We start from the raw sequence: 24,256 nt of genomic DNA, 5'->3' as shown, positions 1-24,256 counted from the left end.
GCCGTCAGGCAGCCCTCACCGTATTGAGGAACTTGGCGACCTCGAGCTTGAGGCGGTTGCTGTCGCCCGACAGCAGTTGCGCGGCCGAAAGCACCTGCGCGGAGGCCGATCCGGTCTCGGTGGCGCCGCGCTGTACGTCGGTGATGTTGGAGGAGACCTGCTGGGTACCCTGAGCGGCCTGCTGCACGTTGCGGGAAATCTCCTGGGTGGCGGCGCCCTGCTCTTCCACCGCGGCGGCAATGGTCGAGGAAATCTCCGACAGCCGCTCAATAGTGCCGCTGATTTCCTTGATCGCACCGACCGACTCCTGGGTCGCCGCCTGGATGCCCGAAATCTGCTGACCGATTTCGCCGGTGGCCTTGGCGGTCTGCTCGGCCAGCGCCTTCACTTCCGACGCCACGACCGCGAAGCCGCGGCCGGCTTCACCGGCACGCGCCGCCTCGATGGTGGCGTTGAGTGCCAAGAGATTGGTCTGGCCGGCAATGGTGTTGATCAGTTCGACGACATCGCCGATGCGGGCTGCCGCCTTTGACAGTTCACCGACGCGATTGTTGGTGGCCTTGGCCTGTCCAACGGCCTCGCTCGCCATCCGCGCCGATTCCTGCACCTGGCGGCTGATCTCGTTGACCGATGACGACAGTTCTTCGGTCGCCGACGCCACCGACTGCACGTTGGTGGAAGCCTCCTCGGAAGCCGCCGCCACCATGACGGTCAACTCCTGAGACCGTTCCGCGGTCGCCGTCAATGTCGAAGCCGATGCTTCCAGTTCGGTCGATGCCGACGAAACGGTTTCGATGATCTCACCGACCGCGCCTTCGAACTGATCGGCAAGCCTGACCATGTCGGCCTTGCGCTGCTGCGCGGCGATCTGGTCCTGCTTCATCTTGGCTTCGGCCTCGTCGCGGGCCTTCTTCTCCGAGACGACCTTGAACTTCTCGACGGCGCCGGCAACGTCGCCGACCTCGTCCTTGCGGCCAAGGCCGGGCAGCACGACAGCGAAGTTGCCGCCAGCCAGTTCTTCCATCGATACGCTCAATGCGCGCATCGGACGGGCAATCGTGACGATCGAGAAGATGCAGGTGCCGACCAGCAGAAATGCCACGGCGATGCCGGCCATCAGCGAGGTCCGCTCGGCCGAAGCGGAATCGGCGCGCGCTTCGGTCTGTGCCTCCTCGCTGCGCGCCTTGCCATAGTCGGTGATCTTGTTTGCGAGAGCCTCGGCCTCGTTGTTGGCGGGGATGGTTACTTCCCTGCGAATGCGAGCGATCTCGTCGGCCAGCTTGGAAATGCGCGCAGCAGCGTCCGCGTCGCCAGCGACTCGCTTCGCTTCAAGGCCGATTGCATCCTTGCGCACGGCCTCAAGTTGTTCCTTGCCCTTGGAGAGGTCGCCGATCACGGCGATGAGCCTCGCGATCCGCTCGCGATTGTCAGCAGACTTCGACAGCTTTTCCATCTCGGCGGCGAACTTGAGCGCAGCGGTGCGCCGTCCTGAGAAATATTCAGATGCCTTTTGCAGATCGGGCAGCGTCGTTGACAGGATGATATCGCGGTTACCGATCTGCATGCCGCGCACCGACGCCTTTGCTTCAGCCGCGCTCTGGGCAATGGTCTGTTGCCGGGCCGCGTTATCAGTCGCCTTCTGGACATTGGCACTGCCGGCCATTTGCAGGTAGATTATCGATGCGACAAGCAAGATCGTCAGCGCCGACGTGATCGCAAGCTTGGTTCCGATTCTCAAATTCTGGATGATCCGCATCTTGGCAATGTCCTCGCATGAACCTGGGGGCGGCAATGGAGATCTTGCAACCATCGCCATGCCGTGCACGAGCGACAGCCGCTCGGGATGACGCGATCAATACGGATCGAGATGGTCTGTTAATCTTAACGCCGGGTCCGTACGACTACGGAAGAAGGGTGGCAAAGCCTGCGTAAATTCGACGCATTAGCCCGCCATGGTTGTAGATTACACGCCGTGAGATTGGGCCGGCGCACCCGCAGCAAGCGCGAAGCATTGGCGCGGGATCGATCCCGGTCAGATCGACATCAAGACTTGAATGGAATTCCAGAGCGTTTCCAGCGAAGTGGAAAACGGTTCGCGTCAAGAGAACGCGTCAAAGAATCGAGAGCCCGGTTCCGATTCAATCGGAACGGAAATGGCTCTAGCCGACCGATTCCGCGACCAGGCGAATCCGGAAAACCGGCTTCCTGGTTTCGTCGAGCAATTCCATCTGCCATTCGGCATTCTGCTTCAGGCTGCGCGAAATGCTGCCGAGCAGGTTGCCGCAGACCTTGGTCATTTCGGCCCACGCGGCCTCGCGGCTCTCGAATTCGGATCCCTGATCGGACGCGCCCGCGTAGCGGCCATGGCTGATCCGGAAAAAATACAGCGGCATGATCGGACTCATGGTTCTGGGCCGCCTTCCGGCCGCTTGACCATGACGTTGCAATGCGAATCGCTACCGGGGCGTGAATTCCTCGGGCCGTAGGACTACGGAGCGAGTTCGCGCAATCCGGCCGGCCGTGGAAGCGCCGTCAAACCGTTCCGGGGAGATCAGTCGGTCGAGCGACGCAGTTCCGGTGCGCTCTCGGCCTTCGCCGGCTCCGCCTTTGCTTCCGATTTGACCGGCTCGAGTTTGGCGCGCTCGACCGCCGGCGTCTCGACGCGCGCGGAGACTTCGGCGCGGGCATCGGCCGAACGGCTCGGCTCCGGGGCATGCAGCGAGCGCGGCCGCGCCACGGCACGCGCCATCAGCATCGAGGCCCCACCCTGGTGGCGGAAATCGCAATAGGCAAAGCCCATGCCCGAGACCGAGCCGCGGAAGGTACGGTCATCGCGCTTGTCGAGGTTGAAGCACGGCTCGAACGGCAGCCCCTTGATGGAAGCACAGACGGCCTGGCCGCGGACTTGCAGCGTGTTGCCGGGCAGGCGCACGTGGCGGATCGGGCCCGAGCCGGAGAACTGGACCGAGCCGGCCGCGCCCATGTCGTCGAGGATGCGGCCAGCGCCGCGGGTACCGTCGAAACAGTTGAACGCGAACACCTTGCCGGACACGAACCTGCGCGCCTCGTCGGCATTCATCATCCCGGCCAGCGCGGGCACAACCATCGCAGCGGCCGTGACGGCCCCCAGAACCAAACGCGCAAGCATGCAGCTACTCCAACTTACCAAGAGCGCGGGCACCAGCCTTACGGCCTCTTTACCCGCTACTTACCATATCAACCGTGGCAACTTTGGAGCAGCTTGGTTGGTAAAGTCTGAACGCGGTCAGACAATTTTTACCACGATTCGACCGCGGACCTGGCCGGCGAGAATTTGGGCGCCGGCGGCGACGACCTGGTCAAGAGCGATTTCCTGAGTAATATCAGTTAGTTTCTTGGGGTCCAGATCGCTGGCGAGGCGGCTCCAGGCGAGCTTGCGCTGCTCGATCGGGCACATCACGGAATCGATGCCGAGAAGGCACACCCCGCGCAAAATGAACGGCGCGACCGAGGACGGCAGGTCCATGCCGGCGGCGAGACCGCAGGCGGCGATGGCTCCGCCATACTTCGTCATCGACAGCAGGTTGGCCAGCGTGGTCGAGCCGACGCTGTCGATACCGCCCGCCCAGCGCTCCTTGGCGAGCGGCTTGGCCGGACCCGACAACTCGTTGCGATCGATCACCTCGGCGGCGCCGAGGCCTTTGAGGTAGTCAGCCTCCGACATCCGCCCGGTGGAGGCGATGACGTGATAGCCGAGCTTCGACAGCACGGCGATTGCGACCGAGCCGACGCCACCGGCGGCGCCGGTCACCACGACCGGACCGCTCTTGGGCGTCAGGCCGTGCTTCTCCAGCGCCAGCACCGACAGCATCGCGGTATAGCCGGCGGTGCCGATCGCCATGGCGTCGCGGGTCGAGATGTTCTGGGGCAACCGCACCAGCCAGTCGCCCTTGACGCGGGCCTTTTCGGCATAGGCGCCGAGATGGGTCTCGCCCATGCCCCAGCCGTTGCAGACGACCTTGTCGCCGGCCTTCCATTGCGGATGCGAGGATTGTTCGACGGTGCCGGCAAAGTCGATGCCGGCAATCATCGGGAAGCGGCGCACCACCGGCGCCTTGCCGGTCACGGCAAGGCCGTCCTTGTAGTTCAACGTCGACCACTCGACGGCGACCGTAACGTCGCCTTCCATCAACTCGGCTTCGTCGAACTGCGTCAGCGCGGCGGTGGTACCTTTTTCCGCCTTGTCGATCCTGATGGCCTTGAACGTTCCCACGATAAACTCCCCGGACTTTTGATGTCCGCGGGTTTTACCGGATCAGGCGGGCTGCGCAACCGGGCGCGCCACCGGCTGTTCGACGATCGGCAGGTTGATCAGCGCCGACAGCACGCCGAACAGCACCGAGAGCCACCAGATCGGCGTGTAGGAGCCGAATTTCTCGAACACGACGCCGCCGAGCCAGACCCCGAGGAAGCCGCCGACCTGGTGGCTGACAAAGGCGAAGCCATACAGCGTCGCGAACCAGCGGGTGCCGAACATCAGCGCCACCAGCGCCGAGGTCGGCGGCACCGTCGACAACCAGGTCAGCCCCGTCGCGGCGCCGAACACGATCGCGGAGAAGGCGGTGATTGGAAACGAGATGAAGGCCACGATCGACAACGCCCGCGCCAGATAGATGAGCGACAGGATGTAGCGCTTCGGAAACTTGTTCTGCAGCCAGCCGACGCTCAAGGAGCCCACGATGTTGAACAGGCCGATGGCCGCGACCACCCAGCCGCCGGTCTGCGCCGAAACGCCGCGGTCGGATAGATAGGCCGGCAGATGCACGGTGATGAAGGCGAGCTGGAAGCCGCAGGTGAAGAAGCCGAGCACCAGCAACACGTAGGAGCGATGGCCGAACGCTTCGGCAAGCGCGGTCTTGAACGATTGCTGGTCCGCGACCGGCACGTTCGACGACACGGCCGGCGGCGTCGAAAGCGCCAGCGCCAGCGGCACGATCAGCAGCATCAGGAACGCAAACACCGTCAGCGCCGACTGCCAGCCGAAATTGTCGATCATCGCCACGCCGAACGGCGCGAACAGGAATTGCCCGAACGAACCCGCCGCGGTGCCGGCGCCGAGCGCCAGGCCGCGCTTCTCCAGCGGCAGCAGTTTTGAGAATGCCGACAGCACCAGGTTGAACGAGCAGCCGGACAGGCCGAAGCCGATCATCACGCCGGCGCCGAGATCGAGCGAGCCCGGGTTCGCCGCATAGCGCATCACCAAGAGGCCGCCGGCATAGAGCAGCGCGCCGACAACCATCACGCGCAGCAACCCGAACCGGTCGGCAATAGCGCCGGCGATCGGCTGGCCCAGCCCCCACAACAGGTTCTGCAGCGCCAGCGCGAGACCGAACACGTCGCGGCCCCAGGCAAACTCCCGGGTCATCGGCTGGATGAAGAAACCAAGGCTCGAGCGCGGCCCGAAACTCAACAGCGCGATCGCGCAGCCGCAAATGATGATGACAAGCGGCGTTCGCCAGGTCGATGCCGGACGAAGATTGTCTGCCGTTACAGCCATGTAGCTTCCCCCAGGAATCCGGTCTGTCGAGAACGTTACGGGGAGTTAATGCATTCGCATGGAAATCCCAAGAGCGGCGGGGCAGAATTTTTCGCTGCAGGGCAGCCCTGCAAAATCGGCGAGGACAGTGGGGGATTAGGGAGAACAACTTGCACCGTCATTCCGGGGCGCGCCAAAGGCGCGAACCCGGAATCTCGAGATTGGTTTGCGATGTCGCTCACAATCTCGAGATTCCCCGGTGCGCAATTGCGCACCTGAGGTTCATCGCTGCGCGATGCCCCGGAATGACGGTGTAGGCCTTACCGCTTCGCGCTGGCCTGCTCGGCTGAGCTCTGCGCGGCTTCGGCGAGCTTGGCTGAGATCGCGGCGGTCTCGGCCGGGCTGCCCCAGCTCGGCGCGTCGCTGCCGTCGCCCCAGGCGCGCGGGCGATAGAAGGTGTGGACGCCGAACTTGTACGTCTTCTTCATTTCGCTGACCCAGGACGGGCGCACCCAATAGGCGTGGTAGTGGGTCGACTTGTCGACTTCCGGCAGCCACAGCCGGCCGTCCAGCATCGCCTTGGCGATCTTCTGCGCACGGTCCCACATGTCGGGCTCGCGAATGACATCGGCATTGTTGTCGCAGGCGAAGGTGAACTGGCACGCCAGATGGCGATGCTTGTTCTGGTAGACCACGCCGCACACCGTATCCGGATATTTGCCCGAGAAGGCGCGGTTCAGCACCACCTGCGCCACCGCGATCTGGCCGCGCACGGCCTCGCCGCGGGCTTCGAAATAGACGGCTTCCGCCAGACATTTTTCCGGCTTGGCGCGCGACTTGTCGTCGAACAGGCCGAGACGTTCGGCCGGCGTCTTGGCGCGCTGGTTGTCGGAATTGACCTCGCCCTTCGGCGCAACGCTCTCGCCCATCTCGCCGGCCCTGACCGGGCCGTCGGCGTCGACCGGCAGCGAGGCCATCACCTTCATGTCGGGATCGGGAGCCGCGCCCGGCATCACGATCACCGGTTCCTCGCCGGGCCGCCAGCGCTCGATGCTTTCGGGCGAACCGAGCGAGGAGCCAAAAAACAGGCTCGAGGTCTTGAAGGAAAAATTGTCGTGCGGGGCTGCGGGCGCGAGTGCGACCGAAGGCGATAACGCCAGCGGCGCGCTCTTGAGATCGTCGAGCGGATTGGCTTCGAGCGACATCGACACGTCGTATTGCGCGAGCGGCGGTGCGCTCAAGGCGGCCTGCAGTTCCGGATCGAGCGGCGCGGGTTCTGCCGACGGCGCCCGCTCGACGGTCTTGGCGCCCTTCACCAATGCGTTGGAGGTCGCAGGATCCTCGTGCGCCGGCACATGTTCGTCCGGGTTTGCGGCCTCGGTCGGCTGCGGCGGCGTCACAACCAGCCGGTCGCCCTTCGCGGTGCGGTCTACTCTCGGAAAATCGGCGGCCTGATACCGCGGCGGCGCAGATGCGAGCGGATTGCGCGTCACTGAACCCGTGATGTCGATGCCTTGATTGTCGAGGCTGGCGAGCCGGTAGGTCGCGGTCTGCGGTGAAGAGGTTCCGATCGGGCGGCCAAACGCGAAGGTCGCGACCTGGATGGTGCCGACGGCGGAGAACACACGGTTCTGCCAGCGCTCGGCGACACCGGGCTGCCGGGCCAATAGCGAAGCTATATCCTGATATCCGATCTCGGTCGGCATCAATGCGAAGACGCAAAGACCGAGTCCGAAGGACGCGAACCGCGCGCCCTTCGGATGGTTACGCAACACAAACATCGATACGCTCTACGCAACGCTTACAAGACGCGATCGAACTTCAGTACGTCCGTAAAATTCGACCTTTTTTGTTGGTATCGAATTTAGGTTGCCGGGGAGTTAATCCGCGTGGCGTGTATGTCACACGCAATGCACCGCGCGCTTTTGCAGCTTCGCTTCGAAAGTGTTGGTAAATGCCCGCTCGATGAAAGTGGTAAATATCCCGTCAACGAAGACGGTGAAAAAATTTCGGGCCGGTGAGTACGGGAACCGTGATGACGCTCGGTCATTCCGGGGCGATGCAAAGCATCGAACCCGGAATCTCGAGATTCCGGGTTCGCTTCGCGCCCCGGAATGACGTCGTCTCTACGTCATTGCTGTGCGAGTTCACTAATTCGCTGATTGAGTGGCTTGAGTTTTGGTCAAAGCGAAGTCTTTCGGGGTCTGTCCGCCAAGGGCCTGATGAGGTCTGTGGTTGTTGTAGTAGATCAGATACTCGAAGAGCTCGTTGGCGAAGTGATCTAGGTTGTCGAAGGTCGCGCCGTCGATGACGTCATCGTCGATGGTGCGCCAGAAGCGTTCGACCTTGCCGTTGGTCTGCGGCCGGTAGGGTCTTGTGTAACGGTGCTTGATGCCGAGTTCGAGCAGCATGGCCTCGAAGGGGTGCCCTTCAGGGTGATTGCGGGAGGCGAATTCGGAGCCGTTGTCGGACAGGATTTCAGCGAAGACCAGTCCGTAAGTGACGTTGAGCGTGTTGATCATCTTCAGCGTCCTGAACATGACCGGCAGCGCCTTCTTCGAGGTGATGACCTCGGCCCAGGCCAGCCGCGAGCAGCTATCGAGCAAGCTTACAATGTAGGCCGAGCTTGAGGGTGGCGCGAGGAACATGTCACGCGGTAGCTGATGCAGATCGACATGGCCCAATTCGCCGAGCTTGTCCTTGATAATGCGGCGCTTCTCCTCACGCATCGCCGGGGTGCGGCGGTTCAGCTGATAGCGTTTCAGGACCCGATAGATGGTCGATGGCGAAGGTAGCGTATCGCGCCGCTCGCGCAAGGCGGCATGGATCTCGTAACGGTTCATGCCACGGTGGCGGCAGGCGACGATCTCGGCCTCGATACCTTCCGGTTCGCGCCGCTCGCGCCACTTCGGCCCGCGGCGCTGCGGCAGTAGGTCAGCCTCCGCGCCGCTCCGTAGATATCGGTTGTAATATTTCCGGAAGGTCTGCGAGCACGTCCCGTGATGACGGTAAAAATCGCCGACCCGGCGAAATGTGCCCGATCGGCCAGCCTTCACCGCCTCATACTCCGGGATCAGAAACCGCCATTTCTGAAGGTAATTGCGCTCAATCGTCCGGTCATAGCTGTTGTCGCGCATCGAATCCTCCTCCTCTCAGGGGGGTGATTCAATCAGCGAATTATTGAACATGCACAATTGCGAGGAGCGATAGCGACGAAGCAATCCATCTATCCGTTATGCGGTGAGGTGGATTGCTTCGCTTCGCTCGCAATGACGGCGGCGCCAGAAACGAAAATGGCCGGGAAAATCCCGGCCATTTCAATCTCGTCAGTTGTTGTGGGTTACGCCTGGCTCGCCACCGTCTTGCCGAGGGCGGCCTGCGCCGCGGCAAGGCGGGCGATCGGGACGCGGTAGGGCGAGCACGACACGTAGTTGAGCCCGATCTCGTGGCAGAACGCCACGGATGCGGGGTCGCCGCCGTGTTCGCCGCAGATGCCGACCTTGAGGTTCGGCCGGGTCTTGCGACCGCGGGCGACGCCGATCTTGACGAGTTCGCCGACGCCGGCGCGGTCAACAGAGATGAACGGATCGATCTCGAGAATGCCCTTGGCGACATAGGTGCCGAGGAAACTCGCGGCGTCATCGCGGCTGATGCCGTAGGTGGTCTGCGTCAGGTCGTTGGTGCCGAACGAGAAGAATTCCGCGGTCTGCGCGATGTCGCCGGCCATCAGGCACGCGCGCGGCAACTCGATCATGGTGCCGACCTGATACGCGATCTTCTTGCCGGTCTCCTTCATCACCGCCTGCGCGGAAGCGTCGATGCGCGCCTTGACCAGGTCGAACTCGGCCTTGGTCGCGATCAGCGGCACCATCACCTCGAGGCCGACCGCCTTGCCGGTGCGCTTCTCGGCCTCGACAGCGGCCTCGAAGATCGCGCGCGCCTGCATCTCCGCGATCTCAGGATAGGCGATAGCCAGACGGCAGCCGCGGAAACCCAGCATCGGGTTGAACTCGGCGAGATCGCGGGCGCGATCGGCGAGCTTGCGCGGATCGGTGTTCATCGCGCGCGCGACTTCCTCGATCTCGGCCTGCGTGTGCGGCAGGAACTCGTGCAGCGGCGGATCGAGCAGGCGGATCGTGACCGGCAGGCCCTTCATGATCTCGAACAGCTCGACGAAGTCCGCGCGCTGCATCGGCAGCAGCTTCGACAGCGCGGCACGGCGCGACTGCTCGTCCTCGGAAAGGATCATCTCGCGCACGGTGCGGATGCGGGTTTCCTCGAAGAACATGTGCTCGGTGCGGCACAGGCCGATGCCCTCGGCGCCGAACTTGATGGCGGTGCGCGCATCGTCGGGCGTGTCGCCGTTGACGCGGACGCCGAGCTTGCGGACTGAGTCAGCCCAGCCCATCAGCGTGCCGAATTCGCCGGACAATTTGGGTTCGATCATCGGCATCCGTCCGGCCAGCACCTGGCCGAGCGAACCATCGATGGTGATGACGTCGCCGGTCTTGAACGAGCGCGAGCCGATGCTCATGGTGCCGCGGCCGTAATCGACGCGAATGGTGCCGCAGCCGGAGACGCAGGGCTTGCCCATGCCGCGCGCAACCACGGCGGCGTGCGAGGTCATGCCGCCGCGGGTGGTGAGAATGCCTTCAGCGGCGTGCATGCCGTGAATGTCTTCCGGGCTGGTCTCGACCCGCACCAAAATCACTTTGCGGCCGTCGGCCTGCAGCTTGGCGGCTTCGTCGGACGAGAACACGATCTCGCCCGAGGCGGCGCCCGGCGAGGCCGGCAGGCCGGTCGCGATGATGTCGCGCTTGGCCGCGGGATCGATGGTCGGATGCAGCAACTGATCCAGCGACGCCGGATCGATCCGCATCACCGCGTCCTTTTTCGAGATCAGGCCTTCATTGGCGAGCTCGACCGCGATGCGCAAGGCGGCCTTCGCCGTGCGCTTGCCGCCGCGGGTTTGCAGCATCCAAAGCTTGCCCTGCTCGACCGTGAACTCCATGTCCTGCATGTCGCGGTAGTGCTTTTCCAAGAGCGTGTAGATCCGCGTCAGTTCCTTGAACGCGTCCGGCATCGCAACTTCCATCGACGCCTTGTCGGAGCCGGATTCCTTGCGCGCATATTCGGTGATGTCCTGCGGCGTGCGGATGCCCGCCACCACGTCCTCGCCCTGCGCGTTGATCAGGAATTCGCCGTAGAGCTTGCTCTCGCCGGTCGAAGGGTTGCGCGTGAAGGCAACGCCGGTCGCCGACGTATCGCCCATGTTGCCGAACACCATGGCCTGCACGTTGACCGCGGTGCCCCACGACTCCGGAATATCGTGCAGGCGGCGATAGGTCACCGCGCGCGCGTTCATCCAGGACGAGAACACGGCGCCGATCGCGCCCCACAACTGCTCATGCGGATCCTGCGGGAAATCCTTGCCGGTCTCGCGCGCCACCGCTTCCTTGTAACGGCCGACCAGTTCGACCCAGTCGTCGCCGGTGAGGTCGGTGTCGAGGGTGTAGCCCTGGCCGTCCTTGAAGGTGTCGAGGATGTCCTCGAAATGATGATGCTCGAAGCCGAGCACCACGTCCGAATACATGGTGATGAAGCGGCGATAGCTGTCATAGGCGAAGCGGCGATCGCCCGACAATTCGGCGAGCGCCTCCACCGTCTTGTCGTTGAGGCCGAGATTGAGCACGGTGTCCATCATGCCCGGCATCGAGGCGCGGCCGCCGGAACGTACCGACACCAAGAGCGGATTCCTGGAATCGCCGAACGCCTTGCCGGTCAGCTTGCCGACGTGATCGAGCGCCTTCTCGACCTGCGTCTTCAACGCCGGCGGATAGGATTTGCCGTGGGCGTAGAAGTAGGTGCAGACCGACGTCGGGATCGTGAAGCCGGGAGGCACCGGCAGGCCGAGGTTGGCCATTTCGGCGAGGTTGGCGCCCTTGCCGCCGAGCAGGTCGCGGAGACCCGCTTTGCCCTCGGCCTTGCCGTCGCCGAAGGTATAGACCCACTTGCCGGATTTTACCGTTTCGACCGCAGGCTTCTTCACCGCAGCCTTCTTCACGGCCGCCTTCACAGCCTTCTTGGCGGCAGGCTTGGTCGGAGCCTTCTTCAAGGCCTTGCGGGCGGACGGCGGCGGCGCCGCCTTGGCCCGCGCGGATGGCTTTGATTTCGCTACGGTTTTCACTGCAGCTTTCACTACAGTTTTCTTGGACTTCGCGACGGCTTTGGCCATGGATTCCAACTATCCGAGGATGGGGATGATGGGCGCCTTACACCACTTTGGAGGGTTCCGCGCAAGCCGCGAAACCCCGCTTTCCAGCGCTAGAAGTGAAACATCTTGAGCACGCCGAGACCGACCAGTCCGACGAAGATCAGGTAGATCGCCACGATGAAATTGAGCAGCCGCGGCATCAGCAGGATCAGAATTCCTGCAATCAGGGCCACGATGGCGGGAACGTGCGCGGCGGTGATGGTCATTTGAAACGTCTCCGGCTGATCTGATGGAAAATCGAATCGAGGACGGCAATCTACCCGGTGGCACGGTTCCGCAACAGAAGACGCCGAGCCGCCTCAACCGGTTCCAGGCCCCACAACAATTCCCCGGAAATGCCGCGTATGAGGCCGCGTATTCCCGGAACATTGCCGCGTGCGATGAATTGGCTCGCCTGATGCGCCGGCGATTGCCGGTGCCTTTCTCGCAAAAGGAGTTCGCCATGCGAAACAGGATATTGGCCATTGCCGCGGTTGCCGGCGCTTTGGCGGCGCCGGTCGCGGCGCAGGCGCAGGGCACCGTCGGCGTGGTCGGCGGCGGCACCGTGGTCATCGATGACAACGAGGGGATCGCCGTCGACCAGCGGCCTGCGTTCCGTGAATACATCGTGCGCGAACGGGTCCCGAACTACACGATTCCCGATCGTGTGATCGTCGGCGGTGTGCTGCCGGAAGCCGGCGTGACCTATTACGACGTGCCGCAGACGTTCGGCGCCACGCCCTATCGCTACACCGTGGTGAACGGCCGGACCGTGCTGGTCGAGCCGCGCTCGCGTCGCATCGTTCAGGTGGTCGAATAATCCCGCGCACCTGGACGGGCATCGCGCTTTCCAGCGAAGCATGCCCTCGGACTTGATCCGGGGGACGTGAAGGAAACGCGTCAAAACAGAGGTAGTCCGGGCGCCGCGCAAGCGGATGTGCGTGAGATCCGACCGGACAAGAAAGCCCCGCCTGGCGTCCCCCTCCTGGCGGGGCTTTTTGTTACTCGCGAATTTCCAGACCCGGCTTCTTGACCACCAGGCGGTGAATCTTCTTGCCCGAGGATTCGCTCAAAACCTCTTCGTCGAGCAGCACGGTGGTCGCTTTCAGTTCCGCCAGCACCAAAGCGGCATCGAAGGCGCAATAGAGCCGGCCCTGGGCGTCGCGCAGATCGGCATCGTCGGTGACGCGCCAGCTCAGGTACAGAATGCCGCTCGGCTTGACGACGTCGAGCAGGCGGCGGACCGAAGCCGCGATCTGCTTGCGGTCGAGATGCATGATGACGGTTTCGCACAGTACGTTGTCGAACGTGCCGACACCGCGCAGCTCGGGCAATTCGGCATGCCGGAACTTGAGACCGGGATAGCGCCGGCAGGCTTCCTTGAGCAGGCCTTCCGAGGCGTCGAAACCGGTGGCGGAAAATCCGTTGGCATTGAGCCAGCCGACCTCGCGGCCGCTGCCGCAGCCGATATCGGCCGAGGTGCCGCCACGGACGAAAAACCGTTCGACGATCTCCTGGAGATCGCGCGGCGCCGGCTGGTCGTGCCAGTCCTTCGCGAACGCCGCCGCATCCTGGTCGTAAGCGGCAAGCGTTTTGCGATCCATGGCCTAGCCTTCGATCTTGGAAAAATCTGCAACCGCGCGCGTCGCCGCGCGGATTTCATTCAAGAGCTTTAGTCGATTCTCGCGCACCTTTGGTTCATCGTCATTGACCTTGACCTTGTCAAAGAACGCATCGACCGCCGGACGGAGTTTTGCCATTGCGCTCATCGCGGCGGCGAAATCTTCCCTGGCGACGGCACTGCCGGCCTCGCGCTTGACCTCGTCGATCGCCTTCGCCAGCGCCTTTTCCTCGTCGAGCTTGTAGAGCGAGGGGTCCGGCGCGCCATCGAAAGCCCGCTTGTCCTTTTTCTCTTCGATCGAGAGGATGTTGCTGGCGCGCTTGGTGCCGGCCAGCAGGTTCTTGCCGTCGTCGGTCTCGAGGAATTTGCCGAGCGCCTCGACGCGGCGGACCACCATCAGCAAGTCGTCCTGGCCGCCGAGCGAGAACACGGCATCGACCAGATCGTGCCGTGCGCCCTGGTCGCGAAGCTGGACTTTCAGGCGGTCGGCGAAGAAGGGCAGCAGATCGACGACCTGATCACCCATGCCGTAGCCGGCCGTCACATGGCTGCCAAATGCGGACTGCGAGATCGGTCCGAGCGGAAAACGGATCTCGTTGTTGATCACGAGCCTGATCACGCCGAGCGCCGCGCGACGGAGCGCATAGGGATCTTTCGAGCCGGTCGGCTTCTCGTTGATCGCCCAGAAGCCGGCGAGCGTATCGAGCTTGTCGGCCAGCGCCACGGCAATGCTCACCGGATCGTTCGGCACCCGATCCGCCGGCCCCTGCGGCTTGTAGTGCTCCTCGCTGGCGGCGGCGACGGAAGCGTCCTCGCCCTGCGCCAGTGCGTAATATTTGCCCATCAGGCCCTGCAGCTCCGGGAATTCGCCGACCACTTCGGTCAGCAAATCCGCCTTCGCCAGATGCGCGGCGCGTTTGGTCTTTTCAACGTCGGCGCCGACCAAGGGAGCGATTTCCGCCGCCAGTCGCTCGATGCGTTTGATGCGCTCGGCCTGGGTGCCAAGCTTCTCGTGAAATACGATCTGGTCGAACTTCTTCAACCGGCTTTCCAGCTTGGTCTTGAGGTCGGTCTCGTAGAAAAATTTCGCGTCGCTCAGCCGAGCGCGGATCACGCGCTCGTTGCCGCCGATGATGGTTTTGCCGCCGTCGCTGGCGTCGATGTTGGCGGTGAGGATGAACCTGTTGGTCAGCTTGCCGGTTTTGGGATCGCTGACGACAAAGCATTTCTGGTTGTTGCGGATGGTGGCGCGGATCACCTCGCCGGGAATCGACAGAAACTCCTGGTCGAACGATCCCATCAGGGCGACCGGCCATTCGACCAGGCCCGAGACCTCGTCGAGCAGCACCTGATCCTCGACCAGCTCAAAACCTTGCGCCTGCGCCAGGGTCTTGGCGTCGGCCAGGATGATGTCCTTGCGCGCCTGTGGATCGAGCACGACCTTGGCGGCCTTCAGCTTCGCTTCGTAATCCTCGAAGCGACGCACGGAGATCACAGCCGGCGCCATGAAGCGGTGACCGAACGTGGTCTGGCCGGCCTCGATGCCGTCGATGGAAAATTTGACGACATCGGGTTCTTCGGTTTCGATCCCGAAGGTCGCGATGATCGAATGCAGCGGCCGCACCCAGCTCAGCGAACCCGGTTTGGCCGAGCGCTCGCCCCAGCGCATCGATTTCGGCCACGGGAACGTTCGGATGATCGGCGGCAGGATTTCGGCGAGTACGTCCAGCGTCGGACGGCCCGGCTTCTCGATCAGCGCGACGTAGAAATCGCCTTTCGGATCCTTTTGGATGGTGGCTTCGTCGAGCGACTTCAAACCGGTCGCCTTCAGAAAGCCCTGCACGGCCGCATCGGGCGCACCGATTTTCGGTCCGCGACGTTCGGTCTTGAGATCGGATTGCCGCGCCGGAATGCCGTGCACGGTCAGGGTCAGCCGCCGCGGCGTCGCGAATGCTTTGGCGCCTTCGTAGACGAGCCCTTCGGCCACCAGCTTGTCGGTCACCATGCGGCGCAGATCGTCCGCCGCCTTCGCCTGCATGCGCGCGGGGATTTCTTCGGAAAACAATTCGAACAGAAGATCAGGCATTAGCTCTACTCCCCTCCCCCCCCCCCCGCGCGGGGGGGGGGGGGGGGGGGGGGGGGGGGGTGGGGGGTCTATCGGCATTGATCGCCGCATCGATGGCCGAAAGAACGCCGGACAGGTTCGCCATAACGTCGTTATTCCAGAAGCGCAGCACACGATAGCCGTTGGCTTCGAGATATCGCGAACGCACCTCGTCAGAGCCGCTGCCGGAATGCTGACCGCCATCTACCTCGATGACGATCCTGGCCCGATGCGTTGCGAAGTCGGCGAAGTAAGGACCTATGGTGGCCTGGCGCCGAAAGTGATGCGCCTTGAAAGGCGGTTGCCGCAAGTGTTGCCACAGCTTCTTCTCGGCCTCGGTCGCGTCGCGACGCAAGGCTCGGGCGCGCGGTACGCGCCTGTCGACGGCACGCTGTGTTCTCTGTGGCATGCACCCCCCACCCCCGACCCCTAAGAGCGAGCTTCGCTCGTCTCGACCCCGCCACGCGCTTCGCGCGCGGGTGGAGGGGAGCAGATCAGCAATCGCCATGTTCATCGTCGCGTGCATCAAGGGCATCAGACCGCCCTGCCTGCTTCGGTGTGGACCCAGGCTTCGCCGCAGGCCTTTGCCAGTTCGCGCACGCGCATGATGTAGCTTTGCCGTTCCGTTACCGAGATCACGCCGCGGGCATCGAGCAGGTTGAAGACGTGGCTCGCCTTGATGCACTGGTCATAGGCCGGCAGCGCCATCAGATGCGCCTCGCGCTTGCCGTCTTTCCATCCCGCCTCGAGATATTTCCGGCAGGCCTCTTCCGCCATGGTGAACTGCTTGAACAGCATCTCGGAATCGGAATGCTCGAAATTGTGCCGGGAATATTCCTGCTCGGCCTGCAGGTAGACGTCGCCATAGGTGACACGCTCGTCGCCGTCGCGGCCGTTGAAGTTGAGATCGTAGACGCGGTCGACGCCCTGCACATACATCGCCAGACGCTCGAGGCCGTAGGTGAGTTCGCCGGCAACCGGCGCGCATTCGACGCCCGCGACCTGCTGGAAGTAGGTGAACTGGCTGACTTCCATGCCGTCGCACCAGCATTCCCAGCCGAGCCCCCACGCGCCGAGCGTCGGGCTTTCCCAGTCGTCCTCGACGAAGCGGATGTCGTGCAGGGCCGAATCGATGCCGATCGCGGCCAGCGACTTCAGGTAGAGGTCCTGCAAGTTCGGCGGCGACGGCTTCATGATCACCTGGAACTGGTAATAGTGCTGCAGCCGGTTGGGGTTTTCGCCGTAGCGGCCGTCCTTGGGCCGCCGCGAGGGCTGCACATAGGCCGCATTCCAGCGCTTCGGCCCGAGCGCCCGCAGCGTCGTCGCCGGGTGAAAGGTGCCGGCCCCCATTTCCATGTCGTAGGGCTGCAGGATCACGCAGCCCTGCTCCGCCCAGAACCGCTGCAGGGCGAGAATGAAGCCCTGGAACGAACGTTCCGGGCGCATATGGGCAGGCAAGTCATCCATCGGCAGAATCGGTCTCGCGAGGGGGTTTTGGGCGCGCGGGACCGTATCGGCGGCAGCGAGGGGAATCAAGGCGAAGGCGGGGCGGCAACGATCGCCGTCATTCCGGGATGGTGCGCTAGCACCAGACCCGGAATCTCGAGATTCCGGGTTCGTTTCGCTTCGCTTCACGCCCCGGAATGACGTGGCTAGCTTAACCCGGCCGATAAGCCCCGGTCACCGGATCACGGCGCAATGTCGGAATATCGCCCGAACGGGCGGCCTCGGCGACGCGCGCCATGCGCGCCTCTTCGAGCTCTCGATTGATGCGGACGGCGGTTCTGTAGGCCCAGCGGACCACGGCCAGCCCACCCAGGGCGCCAGCGAATGCGATCAACGGCGGCATCGGTCGATCCTTGTCGTTCACGTGTCAGCCCCCAATGCCAGCATTCTCCTCCAAGCCGGTCCGCGCCGCAATTGGGCTTTTGGGACTAAATGGCGCGGGTAAAGCGCCCCTAAAACCCGAATTTGGCCCAAATTGCCCGCGTCTCCAGCGCCGAAATCAGCCCGTCCGGCAATCCCTGAATACCGTCGAGCGACGATGTCCCCGCCCCCGCCGATCTACGGCCCAGCAGCCCGGACAGCATCCCGGTCGCCGGCGCGATCACCGGCGTCAGTACCTTGTCGCCGTAGCGGGCGCGCAGCGTCGAACGGAGGTCGCCGATCGCATCCGCCAGGCCCAGCGACACCGAGGTCTCGCCCGCCCAGTATTCGCCGGTGAACAGCAAATCGTCGGCGCCCTTGAGGCGGGCGCCGCGGCTGCCCTTGACCAGCGCGATGAAGATGGCGTGGATTTCGCGCTGAATCGTTTTCAGGCGCGCCACGTCATCGGGATTTTCCGGCAAAAACGGATCCAGCGTCGCTTTGTGCTCACCCGCCGTATAGAGCCTGCGCTCGACGCCGACCCTCTTGATCAGATCCACAAATCCAAAGCTGCCGCCGACCACGCCGATCGAACCGAGGATCGAGGACGGGTCGCAGAAGATCTCGTCGCCCGCGCAGGCAATCATGTAGCCGCCGGATGCCGCGACATCCTCGACGAACACCAGCACCGGTAATTTCTTTTCCGCGGCAAGCTGCCTGATCCGCAGATAGATCTGGCGCGACTGCACCGGCGAGCCGCCGGGCGAATTGATCACCAACGCCACTGCCTTCGCATTCTTGGTGGCGAACGCGCGTTCGAGCGTTTTGGCGACGCCGGCCAGCGACATCCCCGGCCGCAGCGGGGTCACCGCGCCGATCACGCCGGACAATCGCACCACCGGCACCACCACATTTCCCGGCCGGAATTTCGCCGGAACCAATCGCTTCAGCCGGTCGATCAGATCAGGCACTCCGGTGCGATCACTTATTTGTTCACTCATGCCGATACCTCGAATTAACCATTTTTTATCGCGCCACTGTCATTGGAGAGGCGGCAAGCCAACTGGCTGGAACGCCTTTTGCATTGTGGCTGTCATGGCTGCAATGGCGCAGCGGAGAGTGACATGAAAATCTATCTGCTGATAATGCTGATCGGCGCGCTTTTGACCGCGGTTCACTTCACTTCCGCCCCGAAACGGCAGTCGGAAACACTCCCGCAATAGCCCGTTGCATACACGGCTCGACATCACGCCCAAGGCTTGCGCAATTGGACGAATCTTCAACGGTTCGCCAGCGGCAATATTCCCTGCCCGGCCAGAATCTCCTGCACCTTTTTATTAGGCAGGCCTGACTCATCATTGAGCATCAGGGCGGGATGGATCTGCATCGGCGCCCGTCCGCCCTTGATGGCGCGCACGAGAATGCGATTCGCGGGCCCCCTCACGTCACCGTGAACCGGCAGGATTTCCAGGCTGCCGAAACCGTGATCGAGCGCCGACAACACCTCGGCCAATCCGTCCGCACGCCAGATCAATGTCAGCACACCCCTGGATTTCAGGATGCGCCGCGCGGCGTGAATCCAGTTCGCCAGCGTGGTTTCCGTCGCCACATGCGCCATCCCGCGTGCGCCGTCCGGCGAACGCCGGTGCCGCGCCGGATCGTTGAAGGGCGGATTCATCAACACAATATCGATGCTGTCGGGCACGAGGCCGCACGCCGCGAAGGCCGCAGGCCTGGCTTCGATGTCGAGCACGATGACCTCGGCGGCAATTTCATTCGCCGCCGCATTGCCGCGCGCGAGATCTGAAAGCGTCGGATCGATCTCGACCAGGACGAGATCGATGCCGCGGACGCGCCGTGCCACCGACAGCCCGGCGACGCCGATCCCGGCGCCGAAATCGGCGACGCGATCGCCCGGACGGGCCGGCGTCGCCGCCGCCAGCAACACGGCATCGTGACCGGCGCGGTGTCCCGACTTCAGTTGCCGCAGCCGCAACTGCCCGCCGAGAAACGCGTCCTCCGACAGATCGAGGGTGGGCTCAGTCATCGGCCCGCAATTCGTGGGCAAGGCCCGCGTCGGTCAGTATCTGGCGGGCCTCGCGGTTGTCGTCCTCATGGACCAGAATCCGGCGCGGCAGCATGCCCAAAGACCCCTCGATGACGCTCATGTTCTGATCCAGCACCAGGTGATGGATATTGGCGCCGTCGAGCAGCGCTCCAACCGCGGAAACCAGCACGATATCGTTGGTCCGAACCAATTCCCGCAATTTGCGTTCTCCTGATTGCCCGATTGCGAGGGCTGTGCCGCGGCTGTCAACCGCATCGTGCCCTTGCCGCCCCAGCCGGCACTTTCTATTGTAGGTCAAGGATAGTGCGAATTGGCCAAAAGTGGAGACCTGCGTGGCGGTTATTGTACCATTCGAAAGCCCGTCGAACGCCTCGATCGATGCGCTGGTAGGCCTCGTCGCCGCCGACATGGAGCGGGTCAACGCCACGATCCTGTCGCGGACGGGTTCGGAAGTCACCATGATTCCCGAGGTCGCCAATCACCTGATCTCCTCGGGCGGCAAACGGCTGCGCCCGATGCTGACGCTGGCGATGGCCAACCTCACCGGCTATTCCGGCGACGGCCATATCAAGCTCGCCGCCGCCGTCGAATTCATGCACACCGCGACCCTGCTGCATGACGACGTCGTCGACGAAAGCGAGCTGCGGCGCGGCAAGCTGTCGGCACGGATGCTGTGGGGCAACGAGGCCAGCGTGCTGGTCGGCGACTTCCTGCTCGGCCAGGCCTTCCGCATGATGGTCGAAGTAGGCTCACTGCGCGCGCTCGACATTCTCTCTTCCGCCGCCGCCACCATCGCCGAGGGCGAGGTGATGCAGCTCGCGGCCGCCAAGAACACCGCAACCACCGAGGACGAATATCTCGCCGTCATCCGCGGCAAGACCGCCGAGCTGTTTGCCGCCGCCTGCGAGGTCGGCCCGGTCATCGCCAACCGGCCGAAGGCCGAGCAGACCGCCTGCCGCTCGGTCGGCATGAATCTCGGCATCGCCTTCCAGCTCGTCGACGACGTGCTGGACTATGGCGGCAAGGCCGCCAAGCTCGGCAAGAACATCGGCGACGATTTCCGCGAGGGCAAGATCACGCTGCCGGTGGTGCTGGCGTTCCGCCGCGGCAATGACAGCGAGCGCGCGTTCTGGATCAGAGCGCTGGAGCGCGGCGAGATCGGCGACAGCGATCTCGATCACGCCATCGGCCTGATGACCAAGCATCGCGCGCTGGAAGACACCATCAGCCGCGCCCAGCATTACGGCGCCATGGCCGTCGACGCGCTGGCGCTGTTCCCGGCCTCGCCGATGAAATCGGCGCTGGAGCAGGTGGTGGCGTTCTGTTTGGCTAGGTCGCATTAATTGAACGGCGCGAACTTCACGCTGTTTCTTCTCGCCGCGCTTGTCATCGCCGCGGTGCCCGGCCCCGGAATCTTCTATGTCGCGGCGCGGACGCTGTCGGGTGGCAGCAAGGCCGGTGTCGCGTCGACGTTCGGAACGGCGCTGGGCGGGCTGGTGCATGTGATCGCGGGCGCGCTTGGCGTCTCGGCGATCATTCTTGCCAGCGCCGAGCTGTTCACGGCGGTCAAGTTCGCCGGGGCGCTCTATCTGATCTGGCTCGGCATCGCGACATTCTACGATGCCCGTAAACCCCTGCCGCTTCAGAACGCTCCCGCCCGAGCCACCCGGGCGTTCCGGGACGGCGTGCTGGTGGAGGCCCTGAACCCCAAGACCGCGGCGTTCTTTCTGGCTTTCATTCCGCAATTTCTGGACCCGGCCGGCGGCGCCCCCGCGCTCCAGTTCGTGGCACTCGGCCTGATCTCGGTGACGCTCAACACAACGGTTGATCTTATTGTGGTGATGATCGCTTCAAGCGCGCGTGCCGGCCTATCGCGCCGACCGCGTCTGTTTCAGCGCCTGAGGCAGGGTTCGGGACTATTCATCGCCGGGCTCGGAATTTCGCTGGCGCTGGCACGGCGGCCGGCGAGTTAGCCAGATTGGCGGCAAACCAAGGTCGTCATGCCCGCGAAAGCGGGTATCCAGTACGCTGCGGCTTCTCGATTGAACCACCAAGGTCTCTGGAATACTTAACTCAGCGTCCCCGCATGCACCCACCATCCGGGGTGATCGGCTCTGATCTTCTCCGCGGCGCGCTGGGCCTCGGCGGTGTTTTCGTAGATTGCAAAACATGTGGCACCTGACCCCGACATGCGCGTCAGCCAGGCGCCGTTGGTGGCGCTGAGGGCGGCGATGACGTGGCCAATGACGGACTGAATGCGCATCGCCGGCGCTTCGAGGTCGTTGGAACTGGCCGCAAGCGCTTCGACCCAGTCTTCGAGCGACGCCCCTTCGTCGGGCCACTCGCGGTCCTGCAGCAGCACGTCGGTGGCGCCGACCAGCAATTCACCGCTGCGCAGGCCGAGCGCGCCGAACACGTCCCTGGTGGCGACGGGCACACCGGGGTTGACCATCACGCAGGGCATCTTCGGCAACGCCAGCGGCTGCAGCGTCTCGCCGACGCCGGTCATGACGCAGGCGAGTGACCTGACACACACCGGCACGTCGGCGCCGGTCAATCCCGCGACCTCCATGATGCGGGGATCGTCGGGCGCCAGCCCGTTCAATTGCGCCAGCAACCGCAGCGCCGCCGCGGCGTCGGCCGAACCGCCGCCGATGCCGGCTGCGACCGGCAACACCTTGTCGAGCGTGAAGCTTCCGGACTTCATGCCGGGCACGCGTTTGCCAAGCAGGCGCGCGGCCTTCAGCACCAGATTGTCGGAGGTCTCGCCGCAGGCCTGCGCCAGCGGCCCGGACATTTGCAAATTCAGATCGGCGCCCGGCGTCAGCGTCAGGCGATCGGCGCAATCGGCGAACGCCACCACGCTTTCGAGATCGTGGTAGCCGTCAGCGCGGCGGCCATTCACGCGCAAGGTCAAATTGACCTTCGCGCGTCCCTCTTCACTCAGTGCCTGCACCGCGTCCCGCCCCCAACGCCCTTCAACCAACCATCTTGCGATCAGCCGCCCTTGCCGTCTTCTTTTTTCTTGTCGGCGGAAGCCGCAGAAGAGGTGTCCTCGGGCAAGCCGTTGGCGATCTTGGCCTCGATCTTCGGCAGTTCTTCCGCCTCAGGCTTGAGGTCGCGGGCATGGGCCCACTGGAACTTGGCTTCCAGCGTGCGGCCGATGCGCCAATAGGCGTCGCCGAGATGGTCGTTGATGGTCGGATCCTCGGGCTTGAGGTCGATCGCGCGCTCGAGATTCTTCACCGCGTCCTCGAAATTGCCGATCCGATAGTAGGCCCAACCAAGTGAATCCACGATGTAGCCGTCATCGGGACGCTGATCGACGGCACGCTTGATCATCTTCATGCCTTCGTCGAGATTGATGCCCTGGTCGATCCAGGAATAACCGAGATAGTTCAGGACATGCGGCTGCTCGGGCTGCAGCTCGAGCGCCTTGCGCATGTCGGCCTCGGCCTTGCTCCACTGCTTGGAACGCTCCTCGCAGATGCCGCGGTAGTAGTAGGTGACCCAGGTGTTCTTGTCGGTCGCAGCCGGCGTCACGTCGAGCGCCTTCGAATAGGTCACGGCACAATCGCTGAACTTCTTGCGGCCGCGCTCGATGTTGCCCAGCGCCATGATGGCCTCGATATCCTTCGAATCCTCTGATGTGACTTCCTTCAGGATCTTGATCGCCTCGTCGCTGCGGTCGGCGGCGTCGAGATTGGTGGCGAGCTGGATCTGCGCGTTGCGCTTCAGCGGCGAGTTCGCCGGCATGCGCTCATAGACCTTGATCGCCATCTGCGGCTTCTTCACCGACTCGTAGAGATCGGCGAGCGACAACAGCGCCAGCGGATGGTTGGGCTGCAGATAAAGTGCAAGCTGCAAGTAGACCAGCGCGAGATCCTCGCCGCCGCGGCGGGTCAGCGTGGCGCCGATGCCGTACAGCGCTTCGGCAGCGCCCGCCTGCGCGCTGTCGATCAGCGGCGGCATCTTCTTGCCGGCCTTGAGCTCGCGCATGCCTTCCTGCACCAGCGGATGCCGCGGCAGCTTCTTGTCGAAGGCCTCGAAGATGGCGCTTGCCGCCGCCGTGTCCTTGTTGCGCGACGTCCAGCGCGCATAGGCCTCGGTGATGCGCAGCATGGAATCGTCGAGCTTGTAGGCGCGCTCGAAACGGGCGCCGGCGTCCTTTTCCTTGCCCGCGAGCTCGAGGATCATGCCGGCGTGAAGATCCTTGAAGATCGGATACCATTCCGGCCCGGTCAGCTTGTCGATCGTGGCCACCGCCGTCTTGGCGTCGCCGGCGCCATAGCTGGCCCAGCCCGACAGCAGCGTCGCCACCAGGTCGGTGATCGGCCCGCGGATCGACTGGTTGATGTTGAGCTGTGCGGCCGGATATTTCTTCAGCTTGAGGTCGCGCACGCCGACCACCAGCCGGGCGACCCGGTTGGATTTGTCCAGCGTCAGGATGCGATCGGCGAGCTTGACGGCCTCGTCGATGTCGCCATCCGCCAGCGAGGAGATGAAGGCGCGGTCGAGCAGTTCGTTGTTCTTCGGATCGGAGCGCAGCGCCGAGCGGTAGAACGCCGCCGCGGACGCGGCATCGCGCTCGACGCTGGCGTGACGCGCGGCCAGATAGCTGCCGGACGTGGTCAGCGCCTTCAGGTCGGTCTTGCTCGGGAATTGCGCGGCGCTGTCGCCGGTATGCTCGGGCGTCTGCGCCAGGAGCTGACCGGGTACGGCCAAAACTGCAACGGTAACGGCAGCGATCGTCCAGCGATTGAAACGAGTGGAAAGCATCACGTTCGCCTAGCTCCAGGATTTACGGCAGGACATTACGATCAGTGACA

General features: G+C 63.8%; 23 protein-coding genes. 4 read left to right on the top strand and 19 right to left on the bottom strand.

Going from position 1 to position 24,256, the window contains the following annotated elements; all coding sequences use genetic code 11:
- Positions 1-4 precede the first annotated feature (4 nt).
- The 9 genes from FFI89_RS08220 to FFI89_RS08180 all read right to left on the bottom strand — a co-directional run bounded on the left by FFI89_RS08220 (position 5) and on the right by FFI89_RS08180 (position 11,995).
- On the bottom strand, positions 5-1,756 hold the full coding sequence (locus FFI89_RS08220) for a methyl-accepting chemotaxis protein (RefSeq protein ID WP_138834546.1): 1,752 nt from the start codon (positions 1,754-1,756) through the stop codon (positions 5-7).
- Positions 1,757-2,159: 403 nt separating this feature from the next.
- Positions 2,160-2,393 carry a hypothetical protein gene (locus FFI89_RS08215; RefSeq protein ID WP_138834544.1) on the bottom strand — a complete coding sequence of 78 codons (234 nt, stop codon included), beginning with the start codon at positions 2,391-2,393 and terminating at the stop codon, positions 2,160-2,162.
- Between the two features lie 158 nt (positions 2,394-2,551).
- Positions 2,552-3,148: a hypothetical protein gene (locus FFI89_RS08210; protein ID WP_138834543.1), complete on the bottom strand. Its 597-nt coding sequence runs from the start codon at positions 3,146-3,148 to the stop codon at positions 2,552-2,554.
- A 117-nt stretch (positions 3,149-3,265) separates the two neighbouring features.
- Positions 3,266-4,252 (bottom strand): MDR family oxidoreductase, encoded by a 987-nt coding sequence (locus FFI89_RS08205; protein ID WP_138834541.1) that lies wholly within the window; start codon positions 4,250-4,252, stop codon positions 3,266-3,268.
- A 42-nt stretch (positions 4,253-4,294) separates the two neighbouring features.
- Positions 4,295-5,536 (bottom strand): MFS transporter, encoded by a 1,242-nt coding sequence (locus tag FFI89_RS08200; protein ID WP_138834539.1) that lies wholly within the window; start codon positions 5,534-5,536, stop codon positions 4,295-4,297.
- Positions 5,537-5,835: 299 nt separating this feature from the next.
- Complete coding sequence (locus FFI89_RS08195; RefSeq protein ID WP_138834537.1) at positions 5,836-7,296, bottom strand: cell wall hydrolase; 1,461 nt, start codon at positions 7,294-7,296, stop codon at positions 5,836-5,838.
- Positions 7,297-7,665: 369 nt separating this feature from the next.
- Complete coding sequence (locus tag FFI89_RS08190; RefSeq protein WP_138834535.1) at positions 7,666-8,652, bottom strand: integrase core domain-containing protein; 987 nt, start codon at positions 8,650-8,652, stop codon at positions 7,666-7,668.
- Positions 8,653-8,855: 203 nt separating this feature from the next.
- The gene (ppdK, locus tag FFI89_RS08185) at positions 8,856-11,750 is read right to left on the bottom strand and encodes a pyruvate, phosphate dikinase (protein WP_168212829.1); all 2,895 of its coding nucleotides are present in this window, start codon (positions 11,748-11,750) and stop codon (positions 8,856-8,858) included.
- 89 nt (positions 11,751-11,839) lie between these two features.
- Positions 11,840-11,995 (bottom strand): DUF3096 domain-containing protein, encoded by a 156-nt coding sequence (locus FFI89_RS08180; protein WP_138834531.1) that lies wholly within the window; start codon positions 11,993-11,995, stop codon positions 11,840-11,842.
- 236 nt (positions 11,996-12,231) lie between these two features.
- Between FFI89_RS08180 and FFI89_RS08175 the strand changes: the two genes are divergently transcribed.
- The gene (locus FFI89_RS08175) at positions 12,232-12,588 is read left to right on the top strand and encodes a DUF1236 domain-containing protein (protein ID WP_138834529.1); all 357 of its coding nucleotides are present in this window, start codon (positions 12,232-12,234) and stop codon (positions 12,586-12,588) included.
- Between the two features lie 181 nt (positions 12,589-12,769).
- On the opposite strand, the gene FFI89_RS08170 is transcribed toward FFI89_RS08175, so the two are convergent.
- The 3 genes from FFI89_RS08170 to FFI89_RS08160 are packed head-to-tail and all read right to left on the bottom strand — an operon-like array spanning position 12,770 to position 15,803.
- A complete protein-coding gene (locus tag FFI89_RS08170; protein WP_138834528.1) occupies positions 12,770-13,372 on the bottom strand; it encodes a bifunctional 2-polyprenyl-6-hydroxyphenol methylase/3-demethylubiquinol 3-O-methyltransferase UbiG in 603 nt (200 codons plus the stop codon).
- Positions 13,373-13,375: 3 nt separating this feature from the next.
- On the bottom strand, positions 13,376-15,475 hold the full coding sequence (gene glyS / locus FFI89_RS08165; protein WP_138846632.1) for a glycine--tRNA ligase subunit beta: 2,100 nt from the start codon (positions 15,473-15,475) through the stop codon (positions 13,376-13,378).
- Positions 15,468-15,803, bottom strand: a complete 336-nt coding sequence (locus FFI89_RS08160; RefSeq protein WP_246669486.1) for an endonuclease domain-containing protein — start codon at positions 15,801-15,803, stop codon at positions 15,468-15,470. The genes glyS and FFI89_RS08160 overlap by 8 nt, the downstream gene beginning before the upstream one ends.
- Here FFI89_RS08160 and FFI89_RS34840 point away from each other — a divergent pair.
- A complete protein-coding gene (locus FFI89_RS34840) occupies positions 15,684-15,926 on the top strand; it encodes a hypothetical protein (protein WP_246669585.1) in 243 nt (80 codons plus the stop codon). The two genes, FFI89_RS08160 and FFI89_RS34840, sit on opposite strands and share 120 nt — an antisense overlap.
- A gap of 101 nt (positions 15,927-16,027) precedes the next feature.
- Here the strand turns inward: FFI89_RS34840 and FFI89_RS08155 are convergent, their stop codons facing one another.
- The 5 genes from FFI89_RS08155 to FFI89_RS08135 all read right to left on the bottom strand — a co-directional run bounded on the left by FFI89_RS08155 (position 16,028) and on the right by FFI89_RS08135 (position 19,626).
- Positions 16,028-16,960, bottom strand: a complete 933-nt coding sequence (locus tag FFI89_RS08155) for a glycine--tRNA ligase subunit alpha (RefSeq protein WP_138834524.1) — start codon at positions 16,958-16,960, stop codon at positions 16,028-16,030.
- A gap of 190 nt (positions 16,961-17,150) precedes the next feature.
- A complete protein-coding gene (locus FFI89_RS08150) occupies positions 17,151-17,342 on the bottom strand; it encodes a hypothetical protein (RefSeq protein ID WP_138836190.1) in 192 nt (63 codons plus the stop codon).
- 109 nt (positions 17,343-17,451) lie between these two features.
- Entirely contained in the window at positions 17,452-18,360 is a 909-nt protein-coding gene (locus FFI89_RS08145; protein WP_138834522.1) for a S49 family peptidase, read from the bottom strand.
- Between the two features lie 278 nt (positions 18,361-18,638).
- Positions 18,639-19,406: a tRNA1(Val) (adenine(37)-N6)-methyltransferase gene (locus FFI89_RS08140; RefSeq protein WP_138834520.1), complete on the bottom strand. Its 768-nt coding sequence runs from the start codon at positions 19,404-19,406 to the stop codon at positions 18,639-18,641.
- Complete coding sequence (locus FFI89_RS08135; protein WP_092515582.1) at positions 19,399-19,626, bottom strand: DUF2007 domain-containing protein; 228 nt, start codon at positions 19,624-19,626, stop codon at positions 19,399-19,401. The genes FFI89_RS08140 and FFI89_RS08135 overlap by 8 nt, the downstream gene beginning before the upstream one ends.
- Positions 19,627-19,759: 133 nt before the next feature.
- Here FFI89_RS08135 and FFI89_RS08130 point away from each other — a divergent pair, with 133 nt between their 5' ends.
- Positions 19,760-20,770, top strand: coding sequence for a polyprenyl synthetase family protein (locus FFI89_RS08130; RefSeq protein ID WP_138834518.1), 1,011 nt, complete (start codon positions 19,760-19,762; stop codon positions 20,768-20,770).
- Positions 20,771-21,400 (top strand): LysE family translocator, encoded by a 630-nt coding sequence (locus FFI89_RS08125; RefSeq protein ID WP_138834516.1) that lies wholly within the window; start codon positions 20,771-20,773, stop codon positions 21,398-21,400. It begins immediately after the preceding gene.
- A 95-nt stretch (positions 21,401-21,495) separates the two neighbouring features.
- Here the strand turns inward: FFI89_RS08125 and FFI89_RS08120 are convergent, their stop codons facing one another.
- Complete coding sequence (locus FFI89_RS08120; protein ID WP_138834514.1) at positions 21,496-22,383, bottom strand: 4-(cytidine 5'-diphospho)-2-C-methyl-D-erythritol kinase; 888 nt, start codon at positions 22,381-22,383, stop codon at positions 21,496-21,498.
- A 41-nt stretch (positions 22,384-22,424) separates the two neighbouring features.
- Positions 22,425-24,206 (bottom strand): tetratricopeptide repeat protein, encoded by a 1,782-nt coding sequence (locus FFI89_RS08115; RefSeq protein WP_138834512.1) that lies wholly within the window; start codon positions 24,204-24,206, stop codon positions 22,425-22,427.
- Positions 24,207-24,256: the final 50 nt, after the last annotated feature.

Origin of the sequence: Bradyrhizobium sp. KBS0727 (assembly GCF_005937885.2) — a bacterium.
Taxonomy (GTDB): domain Bacteria; phylum Pseudomonadota; class Alphaproteobacteria; order Rhizobiales; family Xanthobacteraceae; genus Bradyrhizobium.
The sequence above is the reverse complement of the archived record's forward strand: the minus strand, read 5'-3'. Positions and strand labels throughout refer to the sequence as shown.